Source organism: Bartonella sp. MR63HLJHH, from assembly GCF_042194155.1.
In the GTDB taxonomy this organism is placed as follows: Bacteria; Pseudomonadota; Alphaproteobacteria; order Rhizobiales; family Rhizobiaceae; genus Bartonella; species Bartonella grahamii.
Map to the genome: position 1 here is coordinate 1 of NZ_JBHIMN010000001.1, position 23,240 is coordinate 23,240.

23 protein-coding genes and 2 pseudogenes are annotated in these 23,240 nt (G+C 38.3%); 12 read left to right on the forward strand and 13 right to left on the reverse strand.

The genetic code is table 11. The features are described from left to right. The 6 genes and pseudogenes from ACFIKQ_RS00005 to ACFIKQ_RS00030 all read left to right on the forward strand — a co-directional run. Positions 1–104 (forward strand): TrwH protein (locus ACFIKQ_RS00005; protein WP_375655649.1); only part of this gene is annotated, 104 nt, incomplete at its 5' end. Further along, complete coding sequence (locus ACFIKQ_RS00010; RefSeq protein WP_375635290.1) at positions 101–802, forward strand: virB8 family protein; 702 nt, start codon at positions 101–103, stop codon at positions 800–802. The genes ACFIKQ_RS00005 and ACFIKQ_RS00010, both read left to right, overlap by 4 nt. Positions 803–815: 13 nt before the next feature. After that, positions 816–1,622 carry a P-type conjugative transfer protein VirB9 gene (gene virB9, locus ACFIKQ_RS00015; RefSeq protein WP_375635291.1) on the forward strand — a complete coding sequence of 269 codons (807 nt, stop codon included), beginning with the start codon at positions 816–818 and terminating at the stop codon, positions 1,620–1,622. Next, a complete protein-coding gene (gene virB10 / locus ACFIKQ_RS00020; RefSeq protein ID WP_375644411.1) occupies positions 1,622–2,779 on the forward strand; it encodes a type IV secretion system protein VirB10 in 1,158 nt (385 codons plus the stop codon). The genes virB9 and virB10 overlap by 1 nt, the downstream gene beginning before the upstream one ends. Further along, positions 2,754–3,815 (forward strand): P-type DNA transfer ATPase VirB11, encoded by a 1,062-nt coding sequence (virB11, locus tag ACFIKQ_RS00025; RefSeq protein WP_375635292.1) that lies wholly within the window; start codon positions 2,754–2,756, stop codon positions 3,813–3,815. The genes virB10 and virB11 overlap by 26 nt, the downstream gene beginning before the upstream one ends. Positions 3,816–4,760: 945 nt before the next feature. After that, positions 4,761–5,748: pseudogene (locus tag ACFIKQ_RS00030) on the forward strand (integrase). A gap of 1,374 nt (positions 5,749–7,122) precedes the next feature. Here ACFIKQ_RS00030 and ACFIKQ_RS00035 read toward each other — a convergent pair. The 7 genes from ACFIKQ_RS00035 to rimM all read right to left on the reverse strand — a co-directional run bounded on the left by ACFIKQ_RS00035 (position 7,123) and on the right by rimM (position 13,238). Next, positions 7,123–7,902 (reverse strand): succinate dehydrogenase iron-sulfur subunit, encoded by a 780-nt coding sequence (locus tag ACFIKQ_RS00035; RefSeq protein ID WP_375644314.1) that lies wholly within the window; start codon positions 7,900–7,902, stop codon positions 7,123–7,125. Between the two features lie 15 nt (positions 7,903–7,917). Continuing rightward, the gene (sdhA, locus tag ACFIKQ_RS00040; protein WP_375655517.1) at positions 7,918–9,762 is read right to left on the reverse strand and encodes a succinate dehydrogenase flavoprotein subunit; all 1,845 of its coding nucleotides are present in this window, start codon (positions 9,760–9,762) and stop codon (positions 7,918–7,920) included. A 6-nt stretch (positions 9,763–9,768) separates the two neighbouring features. After that, on the reverse strand, positions 9,769–10,155 hold the full coding sequence (sdhD, locus tag ACFIKQ_RS00045; protein ID WP_375624899.1) for a succinate dehydrogenase, hydrophobic membrane anchor protein: 387 nt from the start codon (positions 10,153–10,155) through the stop codon (positions 9,769–9,771). An 18-nt stretch (positions 10,156–10,173) separates the two neighbouring features. Further along, positions 10,174–10,575, reverse strand: a complete 402-nt coding sequence (sdhC, locus tag ACFIKQ_RS00050) for a succinate dehydrogenase, cytochrome b556 subunit (protein WP_015857037.1) — start codon at positions 10,573–10,575, stop codon at positions 10,174–10,176. A 472-nt stretch (positions 10,576–11,047) separates the two neighbouring features. Continuing rightward, positions 11,048–11,488, reverse strand: coding sequence for a 50S ribosomal protein L19 (rplS, locus tag ACFIKQ_RS00055; protein WP_375655519.1), 441 nt, complete (start codon positions 11,486–11,488; stop codon positions 11,048–11,050). Positions 11,489–11,697: 209 nt separating this feature from the next. After that, positions 11,698–12,396 (reverse strand): tRNA (guanosine(37)-N1)-methyltransferase TrmD, encoded by a 699-nt coding sequence (gene trmD / locus ACFIKQ_RS00060; protein WP_015857039.1) that lies wholly within the window; start codon positions 12,394–12,396, stop codon positions 11,698–11,700. Between the two features lie 284 nt (positions 12,397–12,680). Further along, a complete protein-coding gene (gene rimM, locus ACFIKQ_RS00065) occupies positions 12,681–13,238 on the reverse strand; it encodes a ribosome maturation factor RimM (RefSeq protein ID WP_375635296.1) in 558 nt (185 codons plus the stop codon). 132 nt (positions 13,239–13,370) lie between these two features. Here rimM and ACFIKQ_RS00070 point away from each other — a divergent pair, with 132 nt between their 5' ends. Beyond that, positions 13,371–14,192, forward strand: coding sequence for a SapC family protein (locus ACFIKQ_RS00070; protein ID WP_015857041.1), 822 nt, complete (start codon positions 13,371–13,373; stop codon positions 14,190–14,192). 3 nt (positions 14,193–14,195) lie between these two features. Further along, a complete protein-coding gene (locus ACFIKQ_RS00075) occupies positions 14,196–15,164 on the forward strand; it encodes a tyrosine recombinase XerC (protein ID WP_375655521.1) in 969 nt (322 codons plus the stop codon). Positions 15,165–15,184: 20 nt separating this feature from the next. On the opposite strand, the gene ACFIKQ_RS00080 is transcribed toward ACFIKQ_RS00075, so the two are convergent. Then, positions 15,185–15,457 (reverse strand): BolA family protein, encoded by a 273-nt coding sequence (locus tag ACFIKQ_RS00080; protein WP_375635298.1) that lies wholly within the window; start codon positions 15,455–15,457, stop codon positions 15,185–15,187. A 124-nt stretch (positions 15,458–15,581) separates the two neighbouring features. On the opposite strand from ACFIKQ_RS00080, the gene ACFIKQ_RS00085 reads away from it, so the two are divergent. From ACFIKQ_RS00085 to cobT, 3 genes are all read left to right on the forward strand, one after another. After that, positions 15,582–16,202 carry a J domain-containing protein gene (locus ACFIKQ_RS00085; protein WP_375635299.1) on the forward strand — a complete coding sequence of 207 codons (621 nt, stop codon included), beginning with the start codon at positions 15,582–15,584 and terminating at the stop codon, positions 16,200–16,202. A gap of 198 nt (positions 16,203–16,400) precedes the next feature. Next, positions 16,401–17,381, forward strand: coding sequence for a cobaltochelatase subunit CobS (gene cobS / locus ACFIKQ_RS00090; protein ID WP_375646893.1), 981 nt, complete (start codon positions 16,401–16,403; stop codon positions 17,379–17,381). Positions 17,382–17,395: 14 nt separating this feature from the next. Further along, positions 17,396–19,291, forward strand: coding sequence for a cobaltochelatase subunit CobT (cobT, locus tag ACFIKQ_RS00095; protein ID WP_375635301.1), 1,896 nt, complete (start codon positions 17,396–17,398; stop codon positions 19,289–19,291). A gap of 50 nt (positions 19,292–19,341) precedes the next feature. Here cobT and ACFIKQ_RS00100 read toward each other — a convergent pair. The 5 genes and pseudogenes from ACFIKQ_RS00100 to rpmB all read right to left on the reverse strand — a co-directional run bounded on the left by ACFIKQ_RS00100 (position 19,342) and on the right by rpmB (position 22,005). Next, positions 19,342–19,878, reverse strand: a pseudogene (locus ACFIKQ_RS00100) (HaeIII family restriction endonuclease). Further along, positions 19,847–20,194, reverse strand: coding sequence for a HaeIII family restriction endonuclease (locus tag ACFIKQ_RS00105; protein WP_375655523.1), 348 nt, complete (start codon positions 20,192–20,194; stop codon positions 19,847–19,849). Before ACFIKQ_RS00105 ends, ACFIKQ_RS00100 begins: the two are co-directional and overlap by 32 nt. A gap of 52 nt (positions 20,195–20,246) precedes the next feature. Then, positions 20,247–20,624, reverse strand: a complete 378-nt coding sequence (locus ACFIKQ_RS00110; protein ID WP_375655525.1) for a DNA adenine methylase — start codon at positions 20,622–20,624, stop codon at positions 20,247–20,249. Between the two features lie 253 nt (positions 20,625–20,877). Next, positions 20,878–21,567: a VUT family protein gene (locus tag ACFIKQ_RS00115; protein ID WP_375655527.1), complete on the reverse strand. Its 690-nt coding sequence runs from the start codon at positions 21,565–21,567 to the stop codon at positions 20,878–20,880. Between the two features lie 120 nt (positions 21,568–21,687). After that, complete coding sequence (rpmB, locus tag ACFIKQ_RS00120; protein ID WP_273787609.1) at positions 21,688–22,005, reverse strand: 50S ribosomal protein L28; 318 nt, start codon at positions 22,003–22,005, stop codon at positions 21,688–21,690. Between the two features lie 297 nt (positions 22,006–22,302). Between rpmB and ACFIKQ_RS00125 the strand changes: the two genes are divergently transcribed. Beyond that, positions 22,303–23,085 (forward strand): SURF1 family protein, encoded by a 783-nt coding sequence (locus tag ACFIKQ_RS00125; RefSeq protein WP_273787608.1) that lies wholly within the window; start codon positions 22,303–22,305, stop codon positions 23,083–23,085. Positions 23,086–23,240 lie beyond the last annotated feature (155 nt).

The window sequence follows — 23,240 nt, forward strand, 5'->3', positions numbered from 1 at the left end:
TATCGGCTTGTGTATTAGCACCAAAGCTCAAACAGCCCAATGATAGGAACCGTGTGCCTATTAATAAAACAATCCCTGCCGAAATTAAGCGAGGAGACAGATGAAAACAAAACAAGTAAAACCAGTGAAAGCCGAACAACTTAGCAGTTATTATGAAGAAAGCCGTGGCTTAGAACGTGATCTTATTAATGAATTTATAAGATCGCGCAGAACGGCATGGCGTGTAGCGAGTACTGTTGGTCTTTTTGGCTTATTCGGTATGATATGTGGAGTCGTTGGGTTTTCTCAACCAGCTCCAACTCCCTTAGTATTGCGCGTTGATAACACGACGGGTGCAGTTGATGTTATCTCAGTCATGCGTGAACACAAAGAAAGCTATGGTGAAGTTGTAGATAGATATTGGCTAAACCAATATGTGCTTAACCGCGAAAATTACGACTACGATACGATTCAACTGAACTATGACACAACAGCACTTTTAAGTGCGGCATCTGTTCAACAAGAATATTATAAAATCTATGATGGAGAAAATGCACGGGACAAAGTGCTTTCCAATAAAGCACGTATCACAGTCAAAGTACGATCAATCCAGCTTAATGGACTCGGTCAAGCAACTGTACGTTTTACGACTCAGCAACTTGACAGCAGCGGTGCTACTACCGGACCAAAACAGCACCAGATTGCAACAATTGGTTACACCTATGTCAGTGCACCCATGAAATCATCTGATCGATTGCTTAACCCCCTTGGTTTTCAAATAACAAGTTACCGTTCTGACCCAGAAATACTGTTAAATGATTAAGGAATTGATTGTTATGAAAAAACTTGCGTTCGTTGTTCTATTGTCTTCGTTTTCTTCTCTTTATACGGTACCTGTGCAGGCGCTCAAAAGTCCATCAAATTCACAATATGATCACCGCATTCGCTATATAACATATAACGAAGCCGATGTGGTTCAAATTGAAACAGTTCTTGGTGTGGCAACACATATTATTCTTGAAGAAGGTGAACAGTATATCACTCATGCCTTTGGCGATTCAGAAGCCTATGCCTTTGCTCATAAAGGGCGGCATATTTTTATTAAACCAAAAGCAGAACTTGCCAATACCAATCTCATCGTTGTAACTGACAAACGGAGTTACAAATTCCGACTACAGTTTCGAAATGACCGTGCAGGATCAACATATGAATTAGCTTTCCATTATCCCGATTCAAATGATGAAAAGTCAGAAGAAAACAACCGACGCCTTGCGATTGAACGTGGTTTTCACCAAAGCGTCAAAGGCTATAATCTCAGTTATACTATGAGCGGTCATCAAGATATTGCTCCGATAAATGCTTGGGACAATGGGCGTATTACTTACTTCAAATTTCCCGCTAACATGGATATGCCATCGATTTATGTCGTAGATGCTGAAGGCAATGAAAGCTTAATACCACGCACCGTTATCGGCAGTTCTAATGATATTATCGCCGTTCATAAGGTCAATCCTAAATGGCTCATACGACTTGGTAAACGCGCTCTAGCTGTTTTTAATGAAGCCTATGACCCCAATGGCGTACCAAACACAACAGGGACAGTATCTTCGGTGGTTTATCGTATCAATAAAGGAGGAAAATGATGTTTGACAATAAGGAAGGAGAGGGAAAAGGTACAAAACTGGATAACGTCGAGCAAAAACATATTGAAGGTACTTATGGAGGGTCGGAACTAGGTTCTGAACGTCGTCCGACAATTCCAGGTACCCGTGCATTGTTAGTGGTAGGACTTATTGTCATAGTAACGATACCGATTGCCTTGACTTGGAAAGCTTTTAAAATGCGTAATACCGTGGAAGTTGAGGAAGAAAAACCACAACAAATAGTACAGCAAATTATACCAAACTATGTCCCTCGGATTATAGAAGAGCCGAAGATTGTAGAAGAAGCAGAAAAATCAGCACAAATAGAAGATTCAAACCTGGATATTCCACCGGCTTTGAGTAAGCTTCTTCAAACAGCCATTCCTCCACATATGCTCCAAGATTCTGAAGAATTAGCACGCAAACGTATGCTCAGTTCTAGCCTTAACAGCGGTGGTAGCGAAGGATCTACAGATACAAATAATAAAGCATCGAATAATGATAGAGGTAGTGGCGTATTATTTGATAACCTTCAGCCCGTACGTTTAGGTCAATCACATGCGGTGCAACTTCGTAACCGTGACTTTTTGATTACGCAAGGAACACAAATAGATTGCACGTTAGAAACAAAGATCATTACATCACAACCCGGAATGACGACCTGTCATTTAACACGCGATATTTATTCCACAAGTGGTCGTGTTGTTTTGCTTGACCGTGGTTCTAAAGTCGTTGGTTTTTACCAAAGTGGCATACAACAAGGACAAACGCGTGTGTTTGTGCAATGGTTACGCATCGAAACGCCTTCTGGTGTTGTTGTCAATCTTGACTCACCCGGCACAGGTCCTCTGGGTGAAGCGGGTATTGGTGGCTGGGTTGATAGACACTTTTGGGAGAGATTTGGTGGTGCAATTATGGTAAGCATTATCGGTGATTTAGGAGAATGGGTAAAAGGAAATGTTAGTAAAATCAGCAAAAAAAATAAAGAAAACTCACAAAATAAAGGTGCTCAGGATCCTGAATCTATAGCAATCGATGTTCTTCAAAATTCCATCAATATCACACCAACACTTTACAAAAACCAAGGCGAACGAGTAAATATTTTTGTTGCTCGTGATCTGGATTTCAGCGATGTCTACAGTCTTGTCACACGTTAACCCAATACAGAAAGATCAAGCAGTTTTTCAGCTTCTACAACCGCTTGATTGTTTCTTAGAAGATCCCTCGATCACTGAATTATCGATTTGCCGCCCCTGTGAAGTATGGACGAAAAGCTTTAAGGGTTGGCAAGTACATAGCGTACCAGAGTTAACAACCACTTTTTTGCAAACGCTCATTACAGCTATTATCGTTTATAACGGTATGGCTCCCAAAAGTATTAATTATGTGCTATTGCCTGGTGGACAACGTGGTACAATTATACAAACGCCAGCTGTCGTTGATGGTGCTCTTTCCTTTGTAATTCGTAAACATTCTCTTATAGTTAAGACGTTAGAAGAACTCAAAGAAGAAGGTGCATTTGATGATTTCTCCGACGTAAGTTTTAACAAACCTTCGCAAAAAGAAGCAAATAACTTGTTATCGAAGCAGGACTTCACACGGTTGGAGCCATTTGAAGTTCAACTTTTGCAACATAAACGTGATGGAAAAATTCTTGACTTTTTACAAGAATGCGTCTTTCACAAACGCAACATTATTATTGCAGGTAAGACAGGATCTGGTAAAACAACATTTGCTCGCTCTTTAATTGAAAAGGTCCCTGTAGAGGAGCGTATTATCACAATTGAAGATGTTCATGAGCTTTTTCTACCCAATCATCCCAATCATGTACATATGATTTATGGTAATAATGTAGGCCGTGTTTCAGCTGAAGAATGCCTAGATGCGTGTATGCGTCAGTCGCCCGACCGAATTTTTCTCGCTGAATTGCGAGGTAATGAAGCATGGGAATATCTCAATTCACTCAACACTGGTCATCCCGGATCGATTACAACAACGCATGCCAACAGCGCTTTGCAGACATTTGAACGATGTGCCACCTTGATTAAAAGATCAGAAGTTGGCCGGCAACTCGAGTTAGAAATGATAAAAATCGTTCTCTATACAACAGTTGACGTAGTGTTGTTCTTTAGAGATAGAAAACTCTCTGAAGTCTTTTACGACCCGATTTTTGCTAAATCAAAAATTGCTTAAGGGGAGCTTCCTCTCTCGGTAATATGATGCAAACAAAAAATAGCCGTAACTAATTGTTACGGCTATTTTTTAACTTTCCCTATTTTCTTTGCTTCTCCAATGCATTTTCTACACTCTTCATGAATAAAAGAAGAAAAAAGTTAATAGACAACAACTTTATGAGAAAACCAAATTATACATAAGGCTCTCTCTATTTTCTTACCTTTGATCATTTTTTCCATTTATCTTTTGAAACGATATGTTTGATGCAAAAAGAAATAGCTATAAAATAAATATTTCAACAAAAGAAAAGAATAAATTTTGATTCACCTATCAATGAAAGCTTCGTAAAATGGGTACTTTTGATCATCACAAATAATTATCGTCATCAAGACCAAAACTTATCGTTTAAAATTCTAAGTGCTATTTTCAAGTGATTAATAAATATGTTTTTTAACCAAACAATCTCCAGATACGGAAAACCTCATACGAAATAAACTATCATTTCGATTTAGCATCTATAAACCACATTCTATTTGGTAATAAAAAGTATAGTGGCATATCAACGTCTTCTTCGGACGAAGAAAGATTCTTAACCTCCGACTGTTCGTAAACAACCAAATTTCTCTTAAGCAAGCTTTGCTAACCATATCACGTGGCTTATGTCCCTATCCTAAAGACGATATCCATAGATTACACAAGGTAAGCTCTACTCTGAATATTCCTGTTCTCTTCTCTGCACCTTAAAAAACGAAAATTCCTAAAAGCACAGATTTAAAATCCCACTTCTTAAGATACATCACATTGATTTATAAAGAGTATTCATTATTCTGCATGTTGAATAAAAGATCTTAGTACCGTAGGATTCTCTCATTACATGTCTCTTGCACATTCCAAATAAATAAAACCGTGTAGAATGAAACTGTATAAAAAAGCACTAAAAATGCCTCTTATAAACCGTCCCAAATGCCAAAAACTGTCGCAACATTGGGAGTTGGCAAAGTGTATAATGGCGCCCAGCTTGCTCTTTTATGAAGTGTAAAGATAGAAATGCTCTACAAATTTTATATTGTTCATCGGAACTTTACCATTATACCATCCACGAGCACTGTCGCGAAATGAGCTTGGGAAGCTTAAAGAAAGGTTTCTTTAAAACAAGCGTGTAAATTGACAAGCCAAGCGTATTTGGTTTGAGGCGTTCTGTTTTGCATAAAGGTTGTGATCTTATTAAAGAACGGGAGAAACAAAAGCGTAAAGCAATGCGTAATCTCTATTATTTAAAAGACATTACTCTAGGCGCTTTTGAAAGTCATAAAACTGAACTAAAAAATGACTGAAAAAAGGAAACTGGTTTGCACCTTTACAGCTTCATATTCCCCCCAAATTAGGAGACTGTGTAGCGGTTTCAGAGATTACGCCAACAGAGAGATAAGTAATACTCTCAACTCCCATCTGATAGGTAAAAGCTACAACAGCAAAAGCTCTTTTAGAAAAACAACGCCATAAAGTCATTAATAAACCGGCAATGAATTGGAAAAATATTCCAGATTTTTATCAAACACTCTGCAAAGCAACAATAATGATACAACTGGCTTTGCGTCTGCTTATTCTTACAGGTACTCGTACCCATCTCTTGCATCAATTCGTGAAGATCAGATTGAAGAGGATATATGGACAATTCTTGACTCGAGAATATGAAAGGTCTGCGTGATACTACAGGAGATTTCGCGTGCCCTTATGATCAGACGCATTAAAAATTTTAAAACAAGCACGCTTGTTTTTTCGCAATGATTTCTTTTTTCTGTAACCGGTCGTGCTCCTTATTAAAATGAATTTTCTATCACAATATATAAGAGAGATTAGGTTAAAAACCTGTCCACGTAGATTTCGCTCTAGTTTACGTAATTGGCTAACAGACTCCACCTATCATACCTTAAAGGACGAAGCCTCTTAACACGCAACTAACCTGCAAACAATCCACCCCTCGCCTAGCAGATTTCACCTTCTAACTACTTTAATTACCACATACTAAACACGATAGTGTTTTATGGCACAACAGAATAAATACCAAAACAATGACTGATTATACCGTTAATTCTTGGAAACCTCTCTTTCATGTTAAGAAATATCTTTTATGCTGAAAAATAAAAAACACTTTTACTGCTTAAACAACTTTCTTAAGCATACATACAAGAAAAAATGAAATATAAATAAGACCTAAACCTAGAAATCTCTATTTTTATAGATAAAAACATATAAAATCAAAACCTACGAAACTCATCAAAATACAACATGTTTTCTTTGATGATTGAATTCATTCAACTCAAACAAACCTATAAAGATTCCTTATTCCACATTAGCAACACGTGTTCTTAAAATTCTTACTACCGTTTTCTAAATTTTTAGAAAAACCTATAAATTTGCTATTTTTTCAAACGTCTTATCTGCTCTTTAATGAATTTAAATCTATGACGTTACAATAGTTTTAAATTACTTCCCCCTTAACTGTATGATCTATCTCTACAATAGATAGGGATTTTACGTTCTCGATTTTTTGAGAACTATAAATTTTGTTTTTTAATGCGATTAACAATCCAATCTTTAAAATAAAAAATATGACCTTTAAATATATGTAAATGATGTAAATATATGTAAATGATGTTATCAAAAATTCCAAATCCATGAATATTAGCAATGTTTTCGATACTATAATAAACGTATCGTAAAATGACGAACTGTCATAATGATCACTCCTTTGTATTTCATATGAATAATTTACATGCGTTATAATATCTGTATCAGCATTTATTTTTTGTGCTATGTTTATACAGAGTTATCTTTTTTATAAAAAATGATTAATTGAATCTGTATTAAAGTGCAAATTCTGATACGAATTTAATAAAAATAAAAACACATGGCATATTGATTTTATTGTTTTTACATAGAACACTATTTAAAATACAGTTTACCCGAAAGACTAATGACTTTTTAAAGGCAATAATAACTGTGGTAACCGCCTCATAAAAGCCAATAAATTTTTAGAGATCAAACCTCAATAGGCGCAAAAAACACGTACAATTTTCTGTTTTTCTTTTTACTGTTCATTAATCTGTCAATTTTCAAAGTAATATTCAACTATGAGTTTTCTACTCAGCCATTGCAAGGATTGCTTCTACAAGGATTGCTTAATTTTTAGGGATTACTTCGCTTTTAGAATGATTATAGCTACTACGTCTTCATAAGCAGCCGACCCTCTTTTGGAGATTTAATTGCTAAAAGGAGATACAATTTTCTACCTTGCTCTTTATTTTCATCAATCAGTAAATTTTCAAATGCGGCGTTCAACCATGAGTTTTTTAATTTCAGCAATCGCTTTTGCTGGATTTAATCCCTTTGGACAAGTTTGCGCACAATTCATAATCGTATGGCAACGATAAAGGCGGAAAGGATCTTCTAAATTATCAAGACGTTCACCACACATCTCATCACGTGAATCCGCAATCCAGCGATAAGCTTGAAGCAAAACAGCGGGGCCCAAATAACGATCACCGTTCCACCAATAACTTGGACATGAAGTCTGACAACACGCACACAAAATACACTCATAAAGGCCATCGATTTTTTGGCGATCGGAGTGACTTTGTAACCATTCTTTCGCAGGTTCAGGAGAAACTGTTTGCAACCAAGGCTCAATGACTCGATGTTGCGCATAAAAGCGCTTCAAGTCAGGAACCAAATCTTTAACAACCGGCATGGAAGGCAAAGGATAGACTTTAATGGGGTGTTTTACATCATCCATCCCTTTGGTACAAGCCAATGTATTGATTCCATCAATATTCATCGCACATGAACCACAGATGCCTTCACGGCAAGATCGACGAAGTGTCAAAGTTGGATCAATATGGTTTTTAATAAACAAAAGCCCATCAAGAATCATTGGACCACAAGCAGAACGATCTACGTAATAAGTATCCAGACGAGGATTATTCTCATCATCTGGTGACCAACGGTAAACATGAAATTCTGTCAGCTCTGTCGCACCTTCAGGTTTAGGCCAAACCTTCCCCGGTTTGACTTGAGAGTTTTTGGGAAGCTTAATTTGTACCATAATTCGTGTCTCCCCTTAATAAACCCGTTTTTTAGGTGCAATGCGCTTTAAATCGATCCCACCATCAGCTTCAGATGTTAACGGGTCCACATGGACAGGTCGATATGATAACGTCACCTTACCCTCTTTTGACAAATGTGAAAGCGTATGTTTACGCCAGTTTTTATCATCACGCTCTGGATAATCTTCACGAGCATGAGCGCCACGGCTTTCTAAACGAGCTTGTGCAGAATGAACAGTCACAATTGCATTCGCCATGAGATTTTCAAGCTCTAATGTTTCAACCAAATCAGAATTCCATATCAGAGAACGATCTGTAACTTTGAGGTCAGACAATTCCCCCCAGATTTTATTCATCCGTTGACATCCTTGTTGCAAAGAATCTTCTGTACGGAATACTGCCGCATCTTCTTGCATTGTGCGTTGCATTTTTTCACGCAATAGAGCTGTTGGTATCGCCCCTTGTGCAAAACGTAAACGATCAAAACGCCCTATAATTTCGTCAACAGCTTCTTCATTGATGGGTGGAATTTCTGCATTCCGATCAATAACTTCGCCCGCGCGAATGGCAGCAGCACGACCAAACACCACAAGATCAATTAATGAATTTGACCCCAAGCGATTAGCCCCATGAACAGAAGCACATCCTGCTTCTCCTACCGCCATCAGCCCTGGTTGAATACGATCAGGCGAATCAGCCGTCGGATTGAGAACTTCCCCATAGTAATTGGTAGGAATCCCACCCATATTATAATGAACCGTTGGCAAGATGGGGATAGGCTCTTTTGTTACATCCACACCTGCAAAAATCCGTGCTGATTCCGAAATTCCCGGTAAACGTTCGTGCAAGATTGCAGGATCAATATGATTGAGAACCAAATGAATATGGTCCTTCTTAGGTCCAACGCCACGTCCTTCACGAATTTCAAGTGTGATACAACGCGAAACCAAGTCACGTGAAGCTAAATCCTTAAAGGAAGGTGCATAGCGCTCCATAAAGCGTTCACCTTCAGAATTGATTAAATAGCCTCCTTCACCACGAGCTCCTTCTGTAATTAAGCAGCCAGAACCGTAAATCCCTGTCGGATGGAATTGCACAAATTCCATATCCTGAAGTGGCAATCCAGCGCGTGCGACCATTCCACCACCATCACCCGTACAGGTATGCGCCGATGTCGCAGAAAAATAAGCCCGTCCATAACCACCGGTTGCAAGCACAACCATTTTGGCAGAAAAACGATGTATTGTACCATCATCGAGATCCCATGCCACAACCCCCGTACAAACCCCATCCGTCATGATAAGATCGAGTGCAAAATATTCAATAAAAAATTGCGCATTATGCTTTAAGCTTTGTCCATAAAGCGTATGCAAAATGGCATGGCCTGTACGGTCAGCTGCTGCACAAGTACGCTGAACAGGTGGACCTTCACCAAATTGTGTCGTATGTCCACCAAAAGGACGTTGATAAATTTTGCCTTCTTGCGTCCGCGAAAAAGGAACGCCATAATGTTCTAATTCGTAGACAGCAGCAGGTGCATTACGCACCAAATACTCCATTGCATCGGTATCACCCAACCAATCAGAACCTTTCACGGTATCATATAAATGCCACTGCCAATTGTCAGGTCCCATATTTGAAAGCGATGCAGCAATCCCCCCTTGTGCTGCAACCGTGTGTGAGCGAGTTGGAAAAACCTTCGTAATACAAGCTGTCTTTAATCCTTGTTCCGCCATACCAAGTGTTGCACGTAATCCTGCACCACCTGCCCCAACAACAACAACATCAAATTTATGATCTACAGTGCGATAAGGGGCGTTACCTGCTCTAGCGCCCAGAGATGATCCTGTACCCGCCATACTTGTTTAACCCCCTAATGCAATTTTCAAAAGAGAAAAAATAATGACACCACCTATAAGAAAACAAAATGAAATATTTAACGTCAAAAAGAATATTCGGAAACCTTCACGTGGAATATAATCTTCAATCACCACTTGCATACCAAGTTTCATATGATAAAGGACTGAAAAAGTCATCAATCCCATCAAAATAGCCACAACGGGATGTGCAAGCCGTGCACGCACAATACTATAATCCTTGCCTACAAGCGAAAGAATAAGAACAATAAAAAATATCAAAAGCGGCAGATTGACAAGCCCAGTCAAACGCTGTAGCCAAAAATGCTCTGTTCCTTCATGAGCACTCCCATGCCCCCGTACTTTTCCAAGTTCCGTTCGAAAGTCTTTTTTCATATCTCTTTTCACCCCCAGCTAAACAACGCTATATCCAATAATCCAAATTACAAAAGTAACAATAAGAGAGATAAACACTGTCGCCCAAGCAGTGACTGTTGCCTTTTCTTTTGCCAAAAGGCAAGGCATCATATCCCAAACAATGTGGCGAATACCACCAACCATGTGATGAACCCCTGCCAAAGTATAAAGAAACAAGATACACAATCCAAACCAAGAACTATAAATCTCGTGAACCGTTCTGAATGTCTCCTCCCCACAAGCAATAGCAATTAACCAAACAGCAAGAAAGACCATTCCAACATAAAGTGCCATACCCGTAACGCGATGCGCAATGGACATAGCCATAGTAATTGTCCAACGATAAATACTTATATGAGGGGAACGAGGGCGCTCTTTTATCCTAGTTGTTTCTGTCATAAAATATCCTGACCTGGTTTTTACTGCAACCGCAATGAACGAGAAAGTCCGCATAAAACGACTAAATATATTATCTCGTTTTTACTTGTTTGGCATCTCAAGATACCAATATTACAGGTCGGTTGTCTCAAATAACGGATTAAAAGTCACGCATAAAAAAACCGATTACTCCACGGATATAATCCGCAAAACTCGCCTTAATCTAATACAATTTTATCTTCACGTCAAAGGTCTAACATCTTTTCTCAAATATAAATAGGCATTTTTTCAGATTAAACTTATCTTTTTGAGTATCCACGATATATGCAATGATATCTAAATTCACCCGTTATTAAGAATAAAAAGAGGCAAAAATTGATAGATTAAACATTTTTATGTCCCCTCCAAGCCTTTTAAAAGACAAAACGAATCACAAAAGACACAAAAAGCGGCTTTTATGCCGCTTTTGCATAAAGTTTAGCCGATATAATCTTTACTCAGCAACTTGCTTTTCAACATCTGTGCTTACAGCTGCTGCTTCTACTTTCTCAACAACCTTTTCAGCTTTTTTCCGATAATCTCTCTTTTCAGCGATACGCGCAGCTTTACCTCTCAAACCACGAAGATAATAGAGTTTTGCACGGCGCACTTTACCACGGCGCACCAGCTCAACACCTTCAATCAACGGAGAATAAACAGGAAACACCCGTTCCACCCCTTCACCATAAGAAATCTTGCGTACTGTAAAGGTCTCATTCAACCCACCGCCTGAACGCGCAATACAAACACCTTCGTAAGCCTGAACACGCGTCCGCGTACCTTCCGTCACACGCACCATGACACGGACTGTATCTCCTGGCTGAAAGGCTGGAAATTGGCGCTTTTCTTCAATTTTTTCACATTGTTCAGCTTCAAGTTGTGCGATAATATTCATTTCTTTTATCCTTCATGTTCTTTATCGAACAGTCAGAGCGCTCAACTCTTACCAAAAAAGCCTTTATTAAGAATAAGGAGCTCTTTAGGCTATGCCTTACACAGGAGCGAATACACCATTCCTTCATTTAATTTTGGAACTACAGAAAACCTTTTATAAAAAAACTCTCTAAAAAGAGAGCCATGCAATACACCACCTTATCATATGAATCAAGTTTTCTGATGATTTTTATCATAACGCGCATAAAGATCAGGACGACGTTGACGTGTTAACAATTCGGCTTGACTTTGACGCCAATCTGCGATCGCTTTGTGATGACCTGAGAGCAACACAGGCGGAATACCCCGCCCTTCGAAAAGGGAAGGACGTGTATATTGCGGATGTTCCAGCAAGCCATTTTCAAAACTTTCACTCTTCGCAGAAGCTGCATTCCCCATCACTCCAGGCAAAAGACGTATAATAGCATCTAAGATAACCAATGCAGCTGTTTCACCCCCTGAAAGAATATAATCACCTATAGAGACTTCTTCTAATTCTCGTGCTTCTATGACTCGCTCATCAACCCCTTCAAAACGTCCACAAACTAACGTTACACCCGTATCACGAGCCAAGCTATGCGCATAAGCTTGGTCAAAAGGGCGCCCACGTGGACTCATCAACAATCTTGGCGAATCCTGTGGACAAAAATCAAGAGCAGCCGCCAATACATCCGCCCGCATTACCATACCAGCCCCCCCACCAGCAGGTGTATCATCAACGCTATGGTGTTTGTCCAAAGCAAAATCCCTAATCTGTACCGTCTCCAGTGACCAAATTCCGCGCTCCAAAGCTTGCCCTGCTAAAGAATACCCTAAAAAACCAGGAAACATTTCAGGATAAAGGGTTAAAACGCGCGCCTGAAACTTCATTTTATTTCTCATCCTTATTTTCTTAAACAGACTCTTAATAGCAAAAATAGCACAAACAAGACTTTTAACGCTATAGCGTTAATATAAATCTCCTTGATCTGCATCATATTCAATACGATCCTTCTAAATACTTGCACTAAAAAAAGACTCTAAAAACTCAGGACTATCTCAAGATAAAGTGTTTACAATATCTACTCAAAAGTGCATTTTTAATATTTTCACACTCTCCACTTTTTATTGACGAAATTCATCGGTTATTTTTACCTTCATCTTTATTTTTAGATTCAAGCTATTTCCTTTTTATCATTGTCTCCCCCATCACTTAAACCAGCTGCCATGGGATCAACAACAAGAAAACCAGAATCCATACAAATTTCTGGTACCGCCACCTTACTAAAGGGAATAAGAACTCTTTTACCCGTATTCAAACGTATTTCAAGCAAATCACCAGCCCCGAAATTAAAGAAACCACACACTTCACCCACGACTTTTCCCCCAAAATCTTGAACACGCAAGCCTATTAAATCAACTTGATAAAACTCATCCTCATCCAGATCATCAATTAATTGATTACGCATCACATAAAGGCGAATACCTTTTAAAGACTCAGCAACATTACGATTTTCTACCCCTCTAAAACGTACAATCGCCTTATTTTTTTGTATACGAAGAGTTACAATTTCATAAGAACGCCCCATATCATCATAAAGAGTGCTGTAGGACTTGAAACGCTGTGGCTCAGCACTTAGAATTTTAACAAAAACATCTCCTTTTATACCATGAGGCATACCAATAATGGCAAGATAGACTTTATTTTTAAGCTTTTCTTTATTATACTTCATGCAAAAATATTATCTCTCAAAAATGAACCCTTTAATCTTATAGTTTTCTATTCAATCTTGTTGCCATATGAGACAATCTTCTAAAAGAACTTTCTTGGTAACAAAAAACAAATTAATAAAGGAGAAAGTCTTATGGCAAATATTATGCTATTTTACAAAGATATCACACCAATCAACAAAGTTTCCCATAAAAATCTAAAATTTGCTCCTCCAAGTGATATGTCTTTTGCCAAGGATACTCACTGGGTTCCTTTAGCAAGTACTGAATATTTTCAAGCAGCACTAGACTATCCCATTTTATTTATGTGCGCCGAAGATGAACAAAAAAAACGGCACTACACATCCGCGGCTCTTGTAGGTCTTTCTAATGACGAGAATGACTATATCGCTTCTGATAAAAGTTGGAAAACCAATACTTATGTCCCTGCTTTTGTCCGTCGCTATCCTTTTGTTCTAGCACAAATTAGCAATGAAAAAGAACTTTCTGTTTGCTTTGATCAACAGTCAGGTATGTTTAATGAAGTTGCAGGAACAGAACTTTTTAATTCCGACGGCTCTATTTCTCCTTTTATGGAAGAACGTATTCGTTTTCTTGAAAGTTTTAAAATCGCTATGGAGAAAACCTCTGAGTTTATTGATGCTCTTGTGGAAATGGATCTTCTAAGCCAGAAATCTATCAATGTGAAAAACGATAAAGGACTCTCAGCGCAATTGGAACATTTTTGGGTTGTTGATGAAGAAAAATTGAATAAATTATCAGCAAGCCAACTTGCCAAGCTTCATAAAAATGGCTTTTTAGGATTAATTTTTGCGCATTTGATGTCAACGCACAATCTCTTAAAAATACTCTCTCTCAAAGGTGAAAAGCAACTTATCAATCGTGAAGAGCAACCCCAAAACAAGAATGGTCATTCTAACGATGAAAAATCTAAAAAGAAAGAAACTCTCAACTAGATAATGCCTATCAAAAACGACAAGAGAAAAGATAAAAATATTCCTCTCATTCCAGCAGACCATGCAATTTTAAACGCAAGGAAAAATTGGTTAGAGTGTCTCGTCCAAACACGTCGTATGTCAGCACAAACAGTGCAAGCCTATGAACGTGATACGCGGCAATTTTTGTCTTTTCTCTGTCAACACTTAAGCCATACACCAACCCTTACAGATCTTGCTCATTTACGCATCAGTGACTTGCGTGCTTATCTTGCTTATCGGCGTACAAACAATGTAAGTGCTCGCTCTTTAAGCCGCGGAGTGGCAGGCATACGTTCTTTTTTCAAGTACCTATCACGTGAAGGAATCGTCAATGTTCCCGCGGCTCAACTTATCCGAAGCCCCAAACACCCAAAATCACTCCCAAAACCTTTAGCGATCAAATCAGCACTTCACATAGTCAAACAAGAAAACCAGCTAGAAAATGAACCTTGGATTAGCGCTCGTAATGCGGCTGTCCTCATGCTTCTCTATGGCTGTGGAATGCGAATATCAGAAGCCTTAAGCCTCACACCAGAACAATTTTCTGATCCTGAAAAAACAAGTTTATTTATAACAGGAAAAGGCGGCAAAACACGCCTTGTTCCTCTCATCAAAATTGTTTACGAAGCTGTACAAAATTATCTCAAATGTTGCCCATATCCTTTAGTGGATAACCAACCCATATTTCGCGGGGCACGAGGCGGCCCCCTACAGCCCGCCATTATTCAGAAAACTGTACGCAACTTACGAGCAAGCCTTGGTTTACCAGAAACTGCAACGCCTCACACACTGCGCCATTCTTTTGCCACCCATCTTTTATCACGGGGAGGAGATTTACGCACGATTCAAGAACTTCTTGGGCACGCTAGTCTTTCCACCACACAAATCTATACCCATGTCGATACAGACCATTTGTTAGAAATTTATCAAAAGGCCCATCCCCGTTCCTAAAAAACGTCTCATCAAAAAAATTAGAGTGTTTCAACCTCAAGTGCCAAGGCATGGACACAAGTAGCTAACTCTTTTTGTAAAACTTTATAAATCGCTCGATGTATTTCTACGCGTGTCATATTGGAAAAAGAAGAAGATAAAATTTTCACTCGAAAATGTGTTTCTCCTTTACCATCAAAAGCATGTTCATTGTGAGGATGCCCCTCATGAAGATGACTTTCGTTAATCACTTCAAGCTTTTGCGGATGAAAAGCATCCTGAAGCTTTCTCTTGATTATTGTTTCTATAAACATTTTTCATTCCTCAAACAAAATGAACGTGCAAAAATACACCTTTTTCATAATAAAATAAGTGTGAAAACAAATTTTTCAAAAGTCAATTCTTGTAAAATTAATCAATTTTGCATAAACCAAGAGTATGACAATAACATCTAAATTATTCGATTCAATTCGCATAAGCTCAAATAAAAAACAAAAAGCTGAGCCAGAAGCGCAACAGTGTCAGTGGGAAGGTTGTGAAAAAACAGGGTCCCATAAAGCACCAGCAGGTCGAAATCACGAAGGACAATATTTATATTTTTGTATTGAACACGTACGCGCCTATAATAAAAATTTTAATTACTTCTCTGGTCTTAGCAATAAAGATATCGCAAAATTTCAAAAGGATGCTCTCACAGGACATCGTCCGACATGGCCTACAGATCTGAGCAATGGTACATCGAAAAAAACAGCCGCTAATTATGCAAAGATTCGCTCTGGAACAGCTGCCTATCAAAATCGCATGCGCGATCCCTTCACGCTTTTTACTGAGCGGCATTCAACCAATAATTTCTCACGAAAATTAAAGCCCTTAGAAGCAAAAGCTTTTGATACACTGGGACTACAGGCAAACGCTTCAGCAGAAGACATCAAAATGAAATATAAAGAGTTGGTAAAAAAGCACCATCCTGATTCCAATGGTGGTAATCGTGCTTCAGAAGAGCGCTTTCGTGATGTTTTACATGCTTATAATTTGCTAAAAAAATCTGGTTTGTGCTAAAAACATGTACTTATATGAGCCTATTTTCATTTAGACCATCATTATTTGCGCAAGATATTATTTTTTTGCAAAACATTATAGAATACGTAAAAATCTTCCTTCACATCTAAGGCTTTCATTATAGAGCATTGCATAAATGCTCTAACTCTTGTATCGTTTTCTAATGAATAAATAGCGTCCCTCCCTTCTAAAAACACAATGACAAATCTTACCGTTGAAAATTTGCCCGATATTACACTTTGTGCTCGCGATCTATTTCATATTGAAACAGATATGGAAATCCCTGCTTTTAGCAAAAAAAGTTCCCATGTTCCTGATATCGATCCTGATTATCTTTTTGATCAGCAAACAACTTTAGCGATTCTCGCAGGTTTTACCTTTAACCGTCGTGTAATGGTTTCTGGCTATCACGGTACAGGGAAATCAACGCATATTGAACAAATTGCCGCACGTCTCAACTGGCCTTGTCTTCGCATTAATCTCGATAGTCATGTAAGTCGTATCGATCTTGTAGGAAAAGACGCTATCGTTTTAAAAGATGGTTTACAAATCACTGAATTTAAAGAAGGCATTTTGCCATGGGCTTATCAAAATAATATTGCTCTTGTTTTCGACGAATATGACGCGGGGCGTCCCGATGTTATGTTTGTCATCCAACGCGTTCTTGAAACTTCTGGAAAACTAAGCTTACTTGATCAAAGCCGTGTCATCTCTCCACATCCAGCCTTTCGTCTTTTTGCAACAGCAAACACCATTGGTCTTGGTGATACAACCGGTCTCTATCATGGTACCCAACAGATCAATCAAGCTCAAATGGACCGCTGGTCTATTGTTACGATACTCAATTATTTACCCCATGATAAAGAGGTTGATATCATTTGTTCAAAGGTCAAATCTTTTCAAACGGCTGAGGGGAAAAAGACAATTTCACAAATGGTTTATGTTGCTGATATGGTACGCCAATCTTTTATCAATGGAGATCTTTCAACTGTCATGAGTCCACGTACCGTTATTACTTGGGCAGAAAATACAACAATTTTTCAAGATGTCGGCTTTGCCTTCCGATTAACCTTTCTCAATAAATGTGATGAACTCGAACGTGCCACTGTTGCAGAATTTTATCAACGCGCCTTTGGACAAGAGCTTCCCGAATCACTCATTCATGGTGTTTCGCCTTAAGGAATTTGTCACTCATGGCTACCAATATTGGCGACAACAAAAATCCGGTAAAGGACTCTTCCAACAACACTCTTAATGCTGAAGCTTTTAAAAAAGCACTTTCCACCTGTATGCGTGCAATTGCAGGCACAAACAACCTTGAAGTTTCCTTCAGTCATAACCGACCATCTTTAAGCGAAAGTTGTGCACGTTTACCAGAATTACCTCAATACGCAACGAATAAAGACATCACCATTACTCGCGGATTAGGTGATTCCATGGCTCTACGCAAAGCATGGCATGATAACCGTATTCACATGCAATTTGCTCCACTAGAATCAGAAGCACGTGCTGTCTTTGATGCCCTCGAACAAACACGTGTTGAAGCAATTGGCACTTTAGCCATGGAGGGACTTGCAAAAAATCTTGATATCATGCTCGCCGATAAATACAAAAGAGCCCATTATGATAAAATTAGCAACCAAAGTGAAGCCCCCATCCAAGAAGCGATTGCACTTTTATTACGTGAAAAAGTAACAAAGCGCACAGCTCCAAGAGAAGCAGGTCCTGTCTTAGAATTGTGGCGTCAAGAACTCGAACAAAAAGCAGCGGCAGAACTCAATGAGCTCCCACATCATATTTACAACCAACAAGCTTTTGCGCAGATTGTTCGCCAAATGCTTGTTACACTCAAAATGACAGTGCAACAAGCTGAAGCTTCTAACAGTAAAAACAATAAAAAATTAAAAAACGAATGTGCACCTCAAGACCAAGCAGAAGAAGAGAGTAAAAACAAAAAACACGCTCAAAGTGAAGAACAAACCAGCACTGAACAAGAAAGTGATGTGCAAGACGACGGAAAAACACAAGCGACACAATCAAACAACAATGATCAAGCTGACGGCGAGCAAAAAAATGGACCTTGGCAAGAAAAGCCGAGCAGACCCAAACACCTTTTTTCCGATTCGGAACAAATGGAAAGACTTGGCAATTATAAAATCTTCACCCATCAATTTGATGAAATTTTGGAAGCAACAGATTTTTGTTCTGAAAACGAGTTAGATCACTTACGCCGTTATCTTGATAAGCAAATCAATCATCTTCAAAACATCGTTGGACGTTTAGCAAACCGTCTCCAGCGCCGCTTGATGGCGCAACAAAATCGCAACTGGAACTTTGACCTTGAAGAAGGATATCTTGATACAGCACGGCTTCCACGTCTAATTATTGACCCCATGCAACCCCTTTCTTTTAAAATGGAAAGCAACACCCAATTTCGGGACACGGTTGTTTCACTCCTCATTGATAATTCGGGCTCAATGCGCGGACGCCCCATTAGCGTTGCCGCAAGTTGTGCTGATATTTTGGCACAAACTCTTGAACGTTGTGGTGTCAAAGTTGAAATTTTAGGTTTTACCACTAAAACTTGGAAAGGAGGAAAATCGCGCGAACAATGGCTTACCCAAAACAAACTCCATAATCCTGGACGCCTTAATGATTTATGCCATATCATCTATAAAAGTGCTGATACCCCATGGCGTCGCGCACGACGCAATTTAGGTTTGATGATGCAAGAAGGATTATTAAAAGAAAATATCGACGGAGAAGCTTTAATTTGGGCTCATCAACGCCTTTTATCGCGGCGTGAACAACGTCGCATCCTCATGGTCATTTCTGATGGTGCTCCTGTTGATGATTCGACACTATCGGTCAACGCCAGCAATTATCTAGAAAAACACTTACGCGCAGTGATTCAAGAAATTCAAACACATTCCCCCATCGAACTCATTGCCATTGGAATTGGTCATGATGTCACACGTTATTATCAGCGTGCTGTAACAATTATGAATGCTGAAGAACTCGCCGACGCCATAACAAAACAATTAGAAATACTTTTTAGTGATAAAATGCCTCATATTCATAAGAAATAAACCTAACTTGAAACAGCCAACAGTTACATCTTAAAAAATTATTTCTATCATTAAACCATCGGAATTTGATGACTAACAACCTGGGAAGATAATTCCACAAATTGAACATCAAACTTTAAAGAAGCTTCTACTTTACTGGATGCATTATGAATTCTAAAAGAAATGCTCCAACCATCTTCAAAAATTATAATGAGTTTGTTTTTACTTTCTGGTTTTATTGCAACTGATAAAATTTTGCTTGGAATTTTCCATTTACGACCATATCCCAGAGTGCCATTCAAATTAAAAGACTGAATAATAACCCGTTTTTGTTTAGATCTTGTATCTATCATAATCTTATAAAAATCATAAGAACCTATAACATACTGAAACAATAGCTTCACAAATTTATCTTGATAATCTAAACAAAGCCTTTAAAGTTCTTTAGAAAAATCTTCCAGGATTGGAAGATAAACTCTGCTGTCTTTATCCTCTATATCTCTAAAGAACATCTTCTTATCTCTAAGCTCTGCTAAATAATCAAAAATAGGTCTAACTTCATTGAAATAAAGGCTGCTACACGGGGTAACCTGCCCATTCTTTACCAAAATCTATTTTACCGGAAAGGCGAGGATGTTTGATAGCGCTATGATTATGTTTTGCAGAAATACCAATAGGATTTTCAGGAACTTTTAAAATAATATCACAGACATCTCCTTTGATCCCAACAAAATCTTCCTGAAGAACAATAGTTTTCGTCTTTCTAATATTTTTATCATGTAACTGTAAGAAAACAGCTGCTTCAATAGAAGCGAGATTTAAAAGCCTTTTTTCAGTATCATTAAATAAATTATAAAAAGACTCCGCTATTTTAAAGGACGAGTTAAACTCTATAGAAGCCTTTGTTGCTTTTTTAAAACCCATAGCAAAGCATATTCAAAGGCTTTTCCATTTTCTACCTGTTTCATGCAATTTCCTAAAGATCCTTACTCAAAATTACGAGTTCATTTGATTTTTTATTGTTTCCCATACCGTAAATCCATTCAGGATTAAGTATTATATGTCCTTTATAAAGCTCTCTAACTTCCACACAATCATTATAAGATAAAACCCACCCTTGATGCTTTCTCAAAAGTTCAGCAAGAAATTGATGATCAAAAGAATTATGTTTATCGCCTTTGTGACCGTAAAGTTTTTGATTAATAAGATATGGAGGATCACAATAAAGAAAATCGTTAAAGTGTTTAGGAGTACTTTTTGAAAAATCTCTGTGTTCCACTGTGAAATTTTCAATCTTAAAATCTTTAAGTCGTTCAATAGAATGATAATTGAATCGAGGATGTCCTAGAGACATACCGCCAGAAAGTGTTGTTCCGAAAAAAAGAGCAATTAAGAGTAAGAAAAAACGGCAGCAATTTCTAATTGATTTTTAATATTCCCAAAAGTTTTTTGGAGATTATAAAACATTACGGGAGTCATATCTTCATATTCTCTCACTTTTTCTGCAAGAGCTGAAGCATCCCTCTAAAGCATCTGCCAAAAAACAACAAGCGGCTTAAAAAGCATCATAAGCATAAACTTTTGTTCCTCTTTTTGCTAAGGTTAATTCAATTGACCCCCCCTCCTACAAAAGGAGAATCATCCTTTGAATGACTTTGATAAAGAGGAAGCTTTACAATATTAAGAATTGTTCCATAGGGAATCAACATAAACAGGCTCATAACAATTTTTACCGAAAAATCACCAAAAGCAAGCGAGAGCCAAACTGGCATGCCTATCCCTCCCAAAACAGTACTCTCCACCAGTGAACTATCAGCATAGCCTGTTATCTTATCAAGAACAGCAAAAGAGCTAGAAAAAGCAAGAGCAAAAAACAGCACTGTATCCAAAGCCGAACCAACCAACGCTGCTGCTAAAGGTGCTTTCCACCATGTTTTACGTCGCAAAGGAGTAAAAACAACAATATCAAGGAGTTGCCCAAATAAAAATGCAAAACTAGAAGCAAGTGCAAGCCGTGGTGTCGCCAATATCCAAGAAACAAAGATACCCGCAAAAAAACCAGCATAAACCACACGCCGCGCAGCAGATGGACCATAAAAACGATTGGTCAAATCATTAATCAGAAAAGCAAATGGATAGGTAAAAGCCCCATAAGTCAACAGCTCATTTAAATCAAACCAGTAGACAGGATATTGAACAAAAATATTAGAAGCAGTGACAGCAAGGCACATTGCTAAAATAGAAAAAACAATATACCTCTTCTTTTGCTGTTCTCGTAAAGGACTGCTTGAGGGCATTTTTTTAACCTATAATACGGAACCAATAAAATTAAACGATCAACCTGAAAAAAACTTAACTTCTAGAACAAAAAAACCGGAATAAAAGCGCCAATAAATCAAAAAGAATGGCGCTAACAATTACGCTGCTTGTTCAGCCTTTTGCTCACCTTCTTGCTCAGCTTTTTTCTTAATGATTTGTCGTTTTAGCAAACGCGCACGTTGCGACAACTCTTTATCATCTGCTTTGACTAAAAAACCATCAAGTCCACCACGATGCTCAACAGAACGCAACGCACTTGCTGAAATGCGCAAGCGATAACTTTGCTGCAACACTTCTGAAATCAATGTCACATTGCAAAGATTTGGTAAAAAACGACGCCGAGTCTTATTATTCGCATGGCTAACATTATTACCATACAGAACCGTCTTCCCTGTCAATTCACATGCACGAGACATAAACTTCACCCTTAAACTCTAAAAAACTTTCAAATCCCCATACCCAAAGGACACAATGAACGTAAAACACGCACAATGCAACCTTGAACGGGCATCATTGGGAAGTCTCTTTCTAATAGGGGGTCGACAACAAAAGGTCAAGTCTTTTATAAAACCTTTTTCATATCTTACTGGCTCATTCTTCATCTTTTTCCTCAATAAGGCGTGCAAATTCCACCAAAAAGCGTACAAAATGTTTTTTTTAAATACATACCATGTTAGAATAAAAACTTATTGTCCCGAAAGGAAGCATAAATCATGAGCAAAAAAGAGCCCCCCATGACAAAGCTTCAGGAAGATTCTTGCCGTTTTTCTTCTTTTTTGTTTGGAACTTTATGTATTTGTTTTTTTCTTCTCTTCAGTGCATTAGGTATATGGCAAGTACAACGGTTAAACTGGAAAACAAATCTCATCACCAGTGCCAATCAGCGCATTCATTTGCCCCCCATAAAAGCCCCCCCAAAAAATCAATGGTCAGATGTTACTTTTGAAAAAAATGAATATCAACCTGTTGTTACCACAGGAAAATTTTTAACAGATAAAAATATTTTAGTCACTGCTGCCGCTCAAAATACTACAGGCTATTGGGTTTTGACTCCTTTACAAACGGCTGATAATACACTGATCTTTATCAACCGTGGCTTTATCCCCATGGATGAACGTAACAATTTTCAAAACTCAGAGCAATCGCATACAAATGCCTCATCTCAGCAAAATTCGACCACAGACACAGAACAAACAACAATTATAGGTTTATTACGCATGAGTGAAAAAAATGGATTTTTCCCGCGTAAAAATAATCCGGACAAGAATTTATGGTATACGCGCGATCTCCCTGCTATGGCACAAAAACTTGGTCTGTCCACTGTTGCCCCCTATTTCATTGATGCCAGAAAAACATCTCCACAAGCAAACCTTCCCGTCGTTGGTCTTACGATTGTCCATTTTCGAAATAATCATCTCGTTTATGCAATCACGTGGTTTATTTTAGCTGCTGGTGTGTTAGGAGCTTTTCTTTTTCTGCTACGGCAAAAAAACTAAAAAAAGACCTCTTCCATCTCAAGTAACAAAAATTTTTAGAATCTTGGAAACTGATAAAGAGAACAGAATCTACTAACTTGCGCCTTTGTTAAATAAAGATCATAGGCATACAATGAATCTTTATACCATCCACAAAAGATTTACGCGACACTCTT

Excerpts from the sequence above, each read along its gene's own strand:
- ACFIKQ_RS00010 (WP_375635290.1), top strand. The coding sequence starts at position 101 with ATGAAAACAAAACAAGTAAAACCAGTGAAAGCCGAACAACTTAGCAGT.
- virB9 (WP_375635291.1), top strand. The coding sequence starts at position 816 with ATGAAAAAACTTGCGTTCGTTGTTCTATTGTCTTCGTTTTCTTCTCTT.
- virB10 (WP_375644411.1), top strand. The coding sequence starts at position 1,622 with ATGTTTGACAATAAGGAAGGAGAGGGAAAAGGTACAAAACTGGATAAC.
- virB11 (WP_375635292.1), top strand. The coding sequence starts at position 2,754 with ATGTCTACAGTCTTGTCACACGTTAACCCAATACAGAAAGATCAAGCA.
- ACFIKQ_RS00035 (WP_375644314.1), bottom strand. The coding sequence starts at position 7,902 with ATGGTACAAATTAAGCTTCCCAAAAACTCTCAAGTCAAACCGGGGAAG.
- sdhA (WP_375655517.1), bottom strand. The coding sequence starts at position 9,762 with ATGGCGGGTACAGGATCATCTCTGGGCGCTAGAGCAGGTAACGCCCCT.
- sdhD (WP_375624899.1), bottom strand. The coding sequence starts at position 10,155 with ATGAAAAAAGACTTTCGAACGGAACTTGGAAAAGTACGGGGGCATGGG.
- sdhC (WP_015857037.1), bottom strand. The coding sequence starts at position 10,575 with ATGACAGAAACAACTAGGATAAAAGAGCGCCCTCGTTCCCCTCATATA.
- rplS (WP_375655519.1), bottom strand. The coding sequence starts at position 11,488 with ATGAATATTATCGCACAACTTGAAGCTGAACAATGTGAAAAAATTGAA.
- trmD (WP_015857039.1), bottom strand. The coding sequence starts at position 12,396 with ATGAAGTTTCAGGCGCGCGTTTTAACCCTTTATCCTGAAATGTTTCCT.
- rimM (WP_375635296.1), bottom strand. The coding sequence starts at position 13,238 with ATGAAGTATAATAAAGAAAAGCTTAAAAATAAAGTCTATCTTGCCATT.
- ACFIKQ_RS00070 (WP_015857041.1), top strand. The coding sequence starts at position 13,371 with ATGGCAAATATTATGCTATTTTACAAAGATATCACACCAATCAACAAA.
- ACFIKQ_RS00075 (WP_375655521.1), top strand. The coding sequence starts at position 14,196 with ATGCCTATCAAAAACGACAAGAGAAAAGATAAAAATATTCCTCTCATT.
- ACFIKQ_RS00080 (WP_375635298.1), bottom strand. The coding sequence starts at position 15,457 with ATGTTTATAGAAACAATAATCAAGAGAAAGCTTCAGGATGCTTTTCAT.
- ACFIKQ_RS00085 (WP_375635299.1), top strand. The coding sequence starts at position 15,582 with ATGACAATAACATCTAAATTATTCGATTCAATTCGCATAAGCTCAAAT.
- cobS (WP_375646893.1), top strand. The coding sequence starts at position 16,401 with ATGACAAATCTTACCGTTGAAAATTTGCCCGATATTACACTTTGTGCT.
- cobT (WP_375635301.1), top strand. The coding sequence starts at position 17,396 with ATGGCTACCAATATTGGCGACAACAAAAATCCGGTAAAGGACTCTTCC.
- ACFIKQ_RS00105 (WP_375655523.1), bottom strand. The coding sequence starts at position 20,194 with ATGGGTTTTAAAAAAGCAACAAAGGCTTCTATAGAGTTTAACTCGTCC.
- ACFIKQ_RS00110 (WP_375655525.1), bottom strand. The coding sequence starts at position 20,624 with ATGTCTCTAGGACATCCTCGATTCAATTATCATTCTATTGAACGACTT.
- ACFIKQ_RS00115 (WP_375655527.1), bottom strand. The coding sequence starts at position 21,567 with ATGCCCTCAAGCAGTCCTTTACGAGAACAGCAAAAGAAGAGGTATATT.
- rpmB (WP_273787609.1), bottom strand. The coding sequence starts at position 22,005 with ATGTCTCGTGCATGTGAATTGACAGGGAAGACGGTTCTGTATGGTAAT.
- ACFIKQ_RS00125 (WP_273787608.1), top strand. The coding sequence starts at position 22,303 with ATGAGCAAAAAAGAGCCCCCCATGACAAAGCTTCAGGAAGATTCTTGC.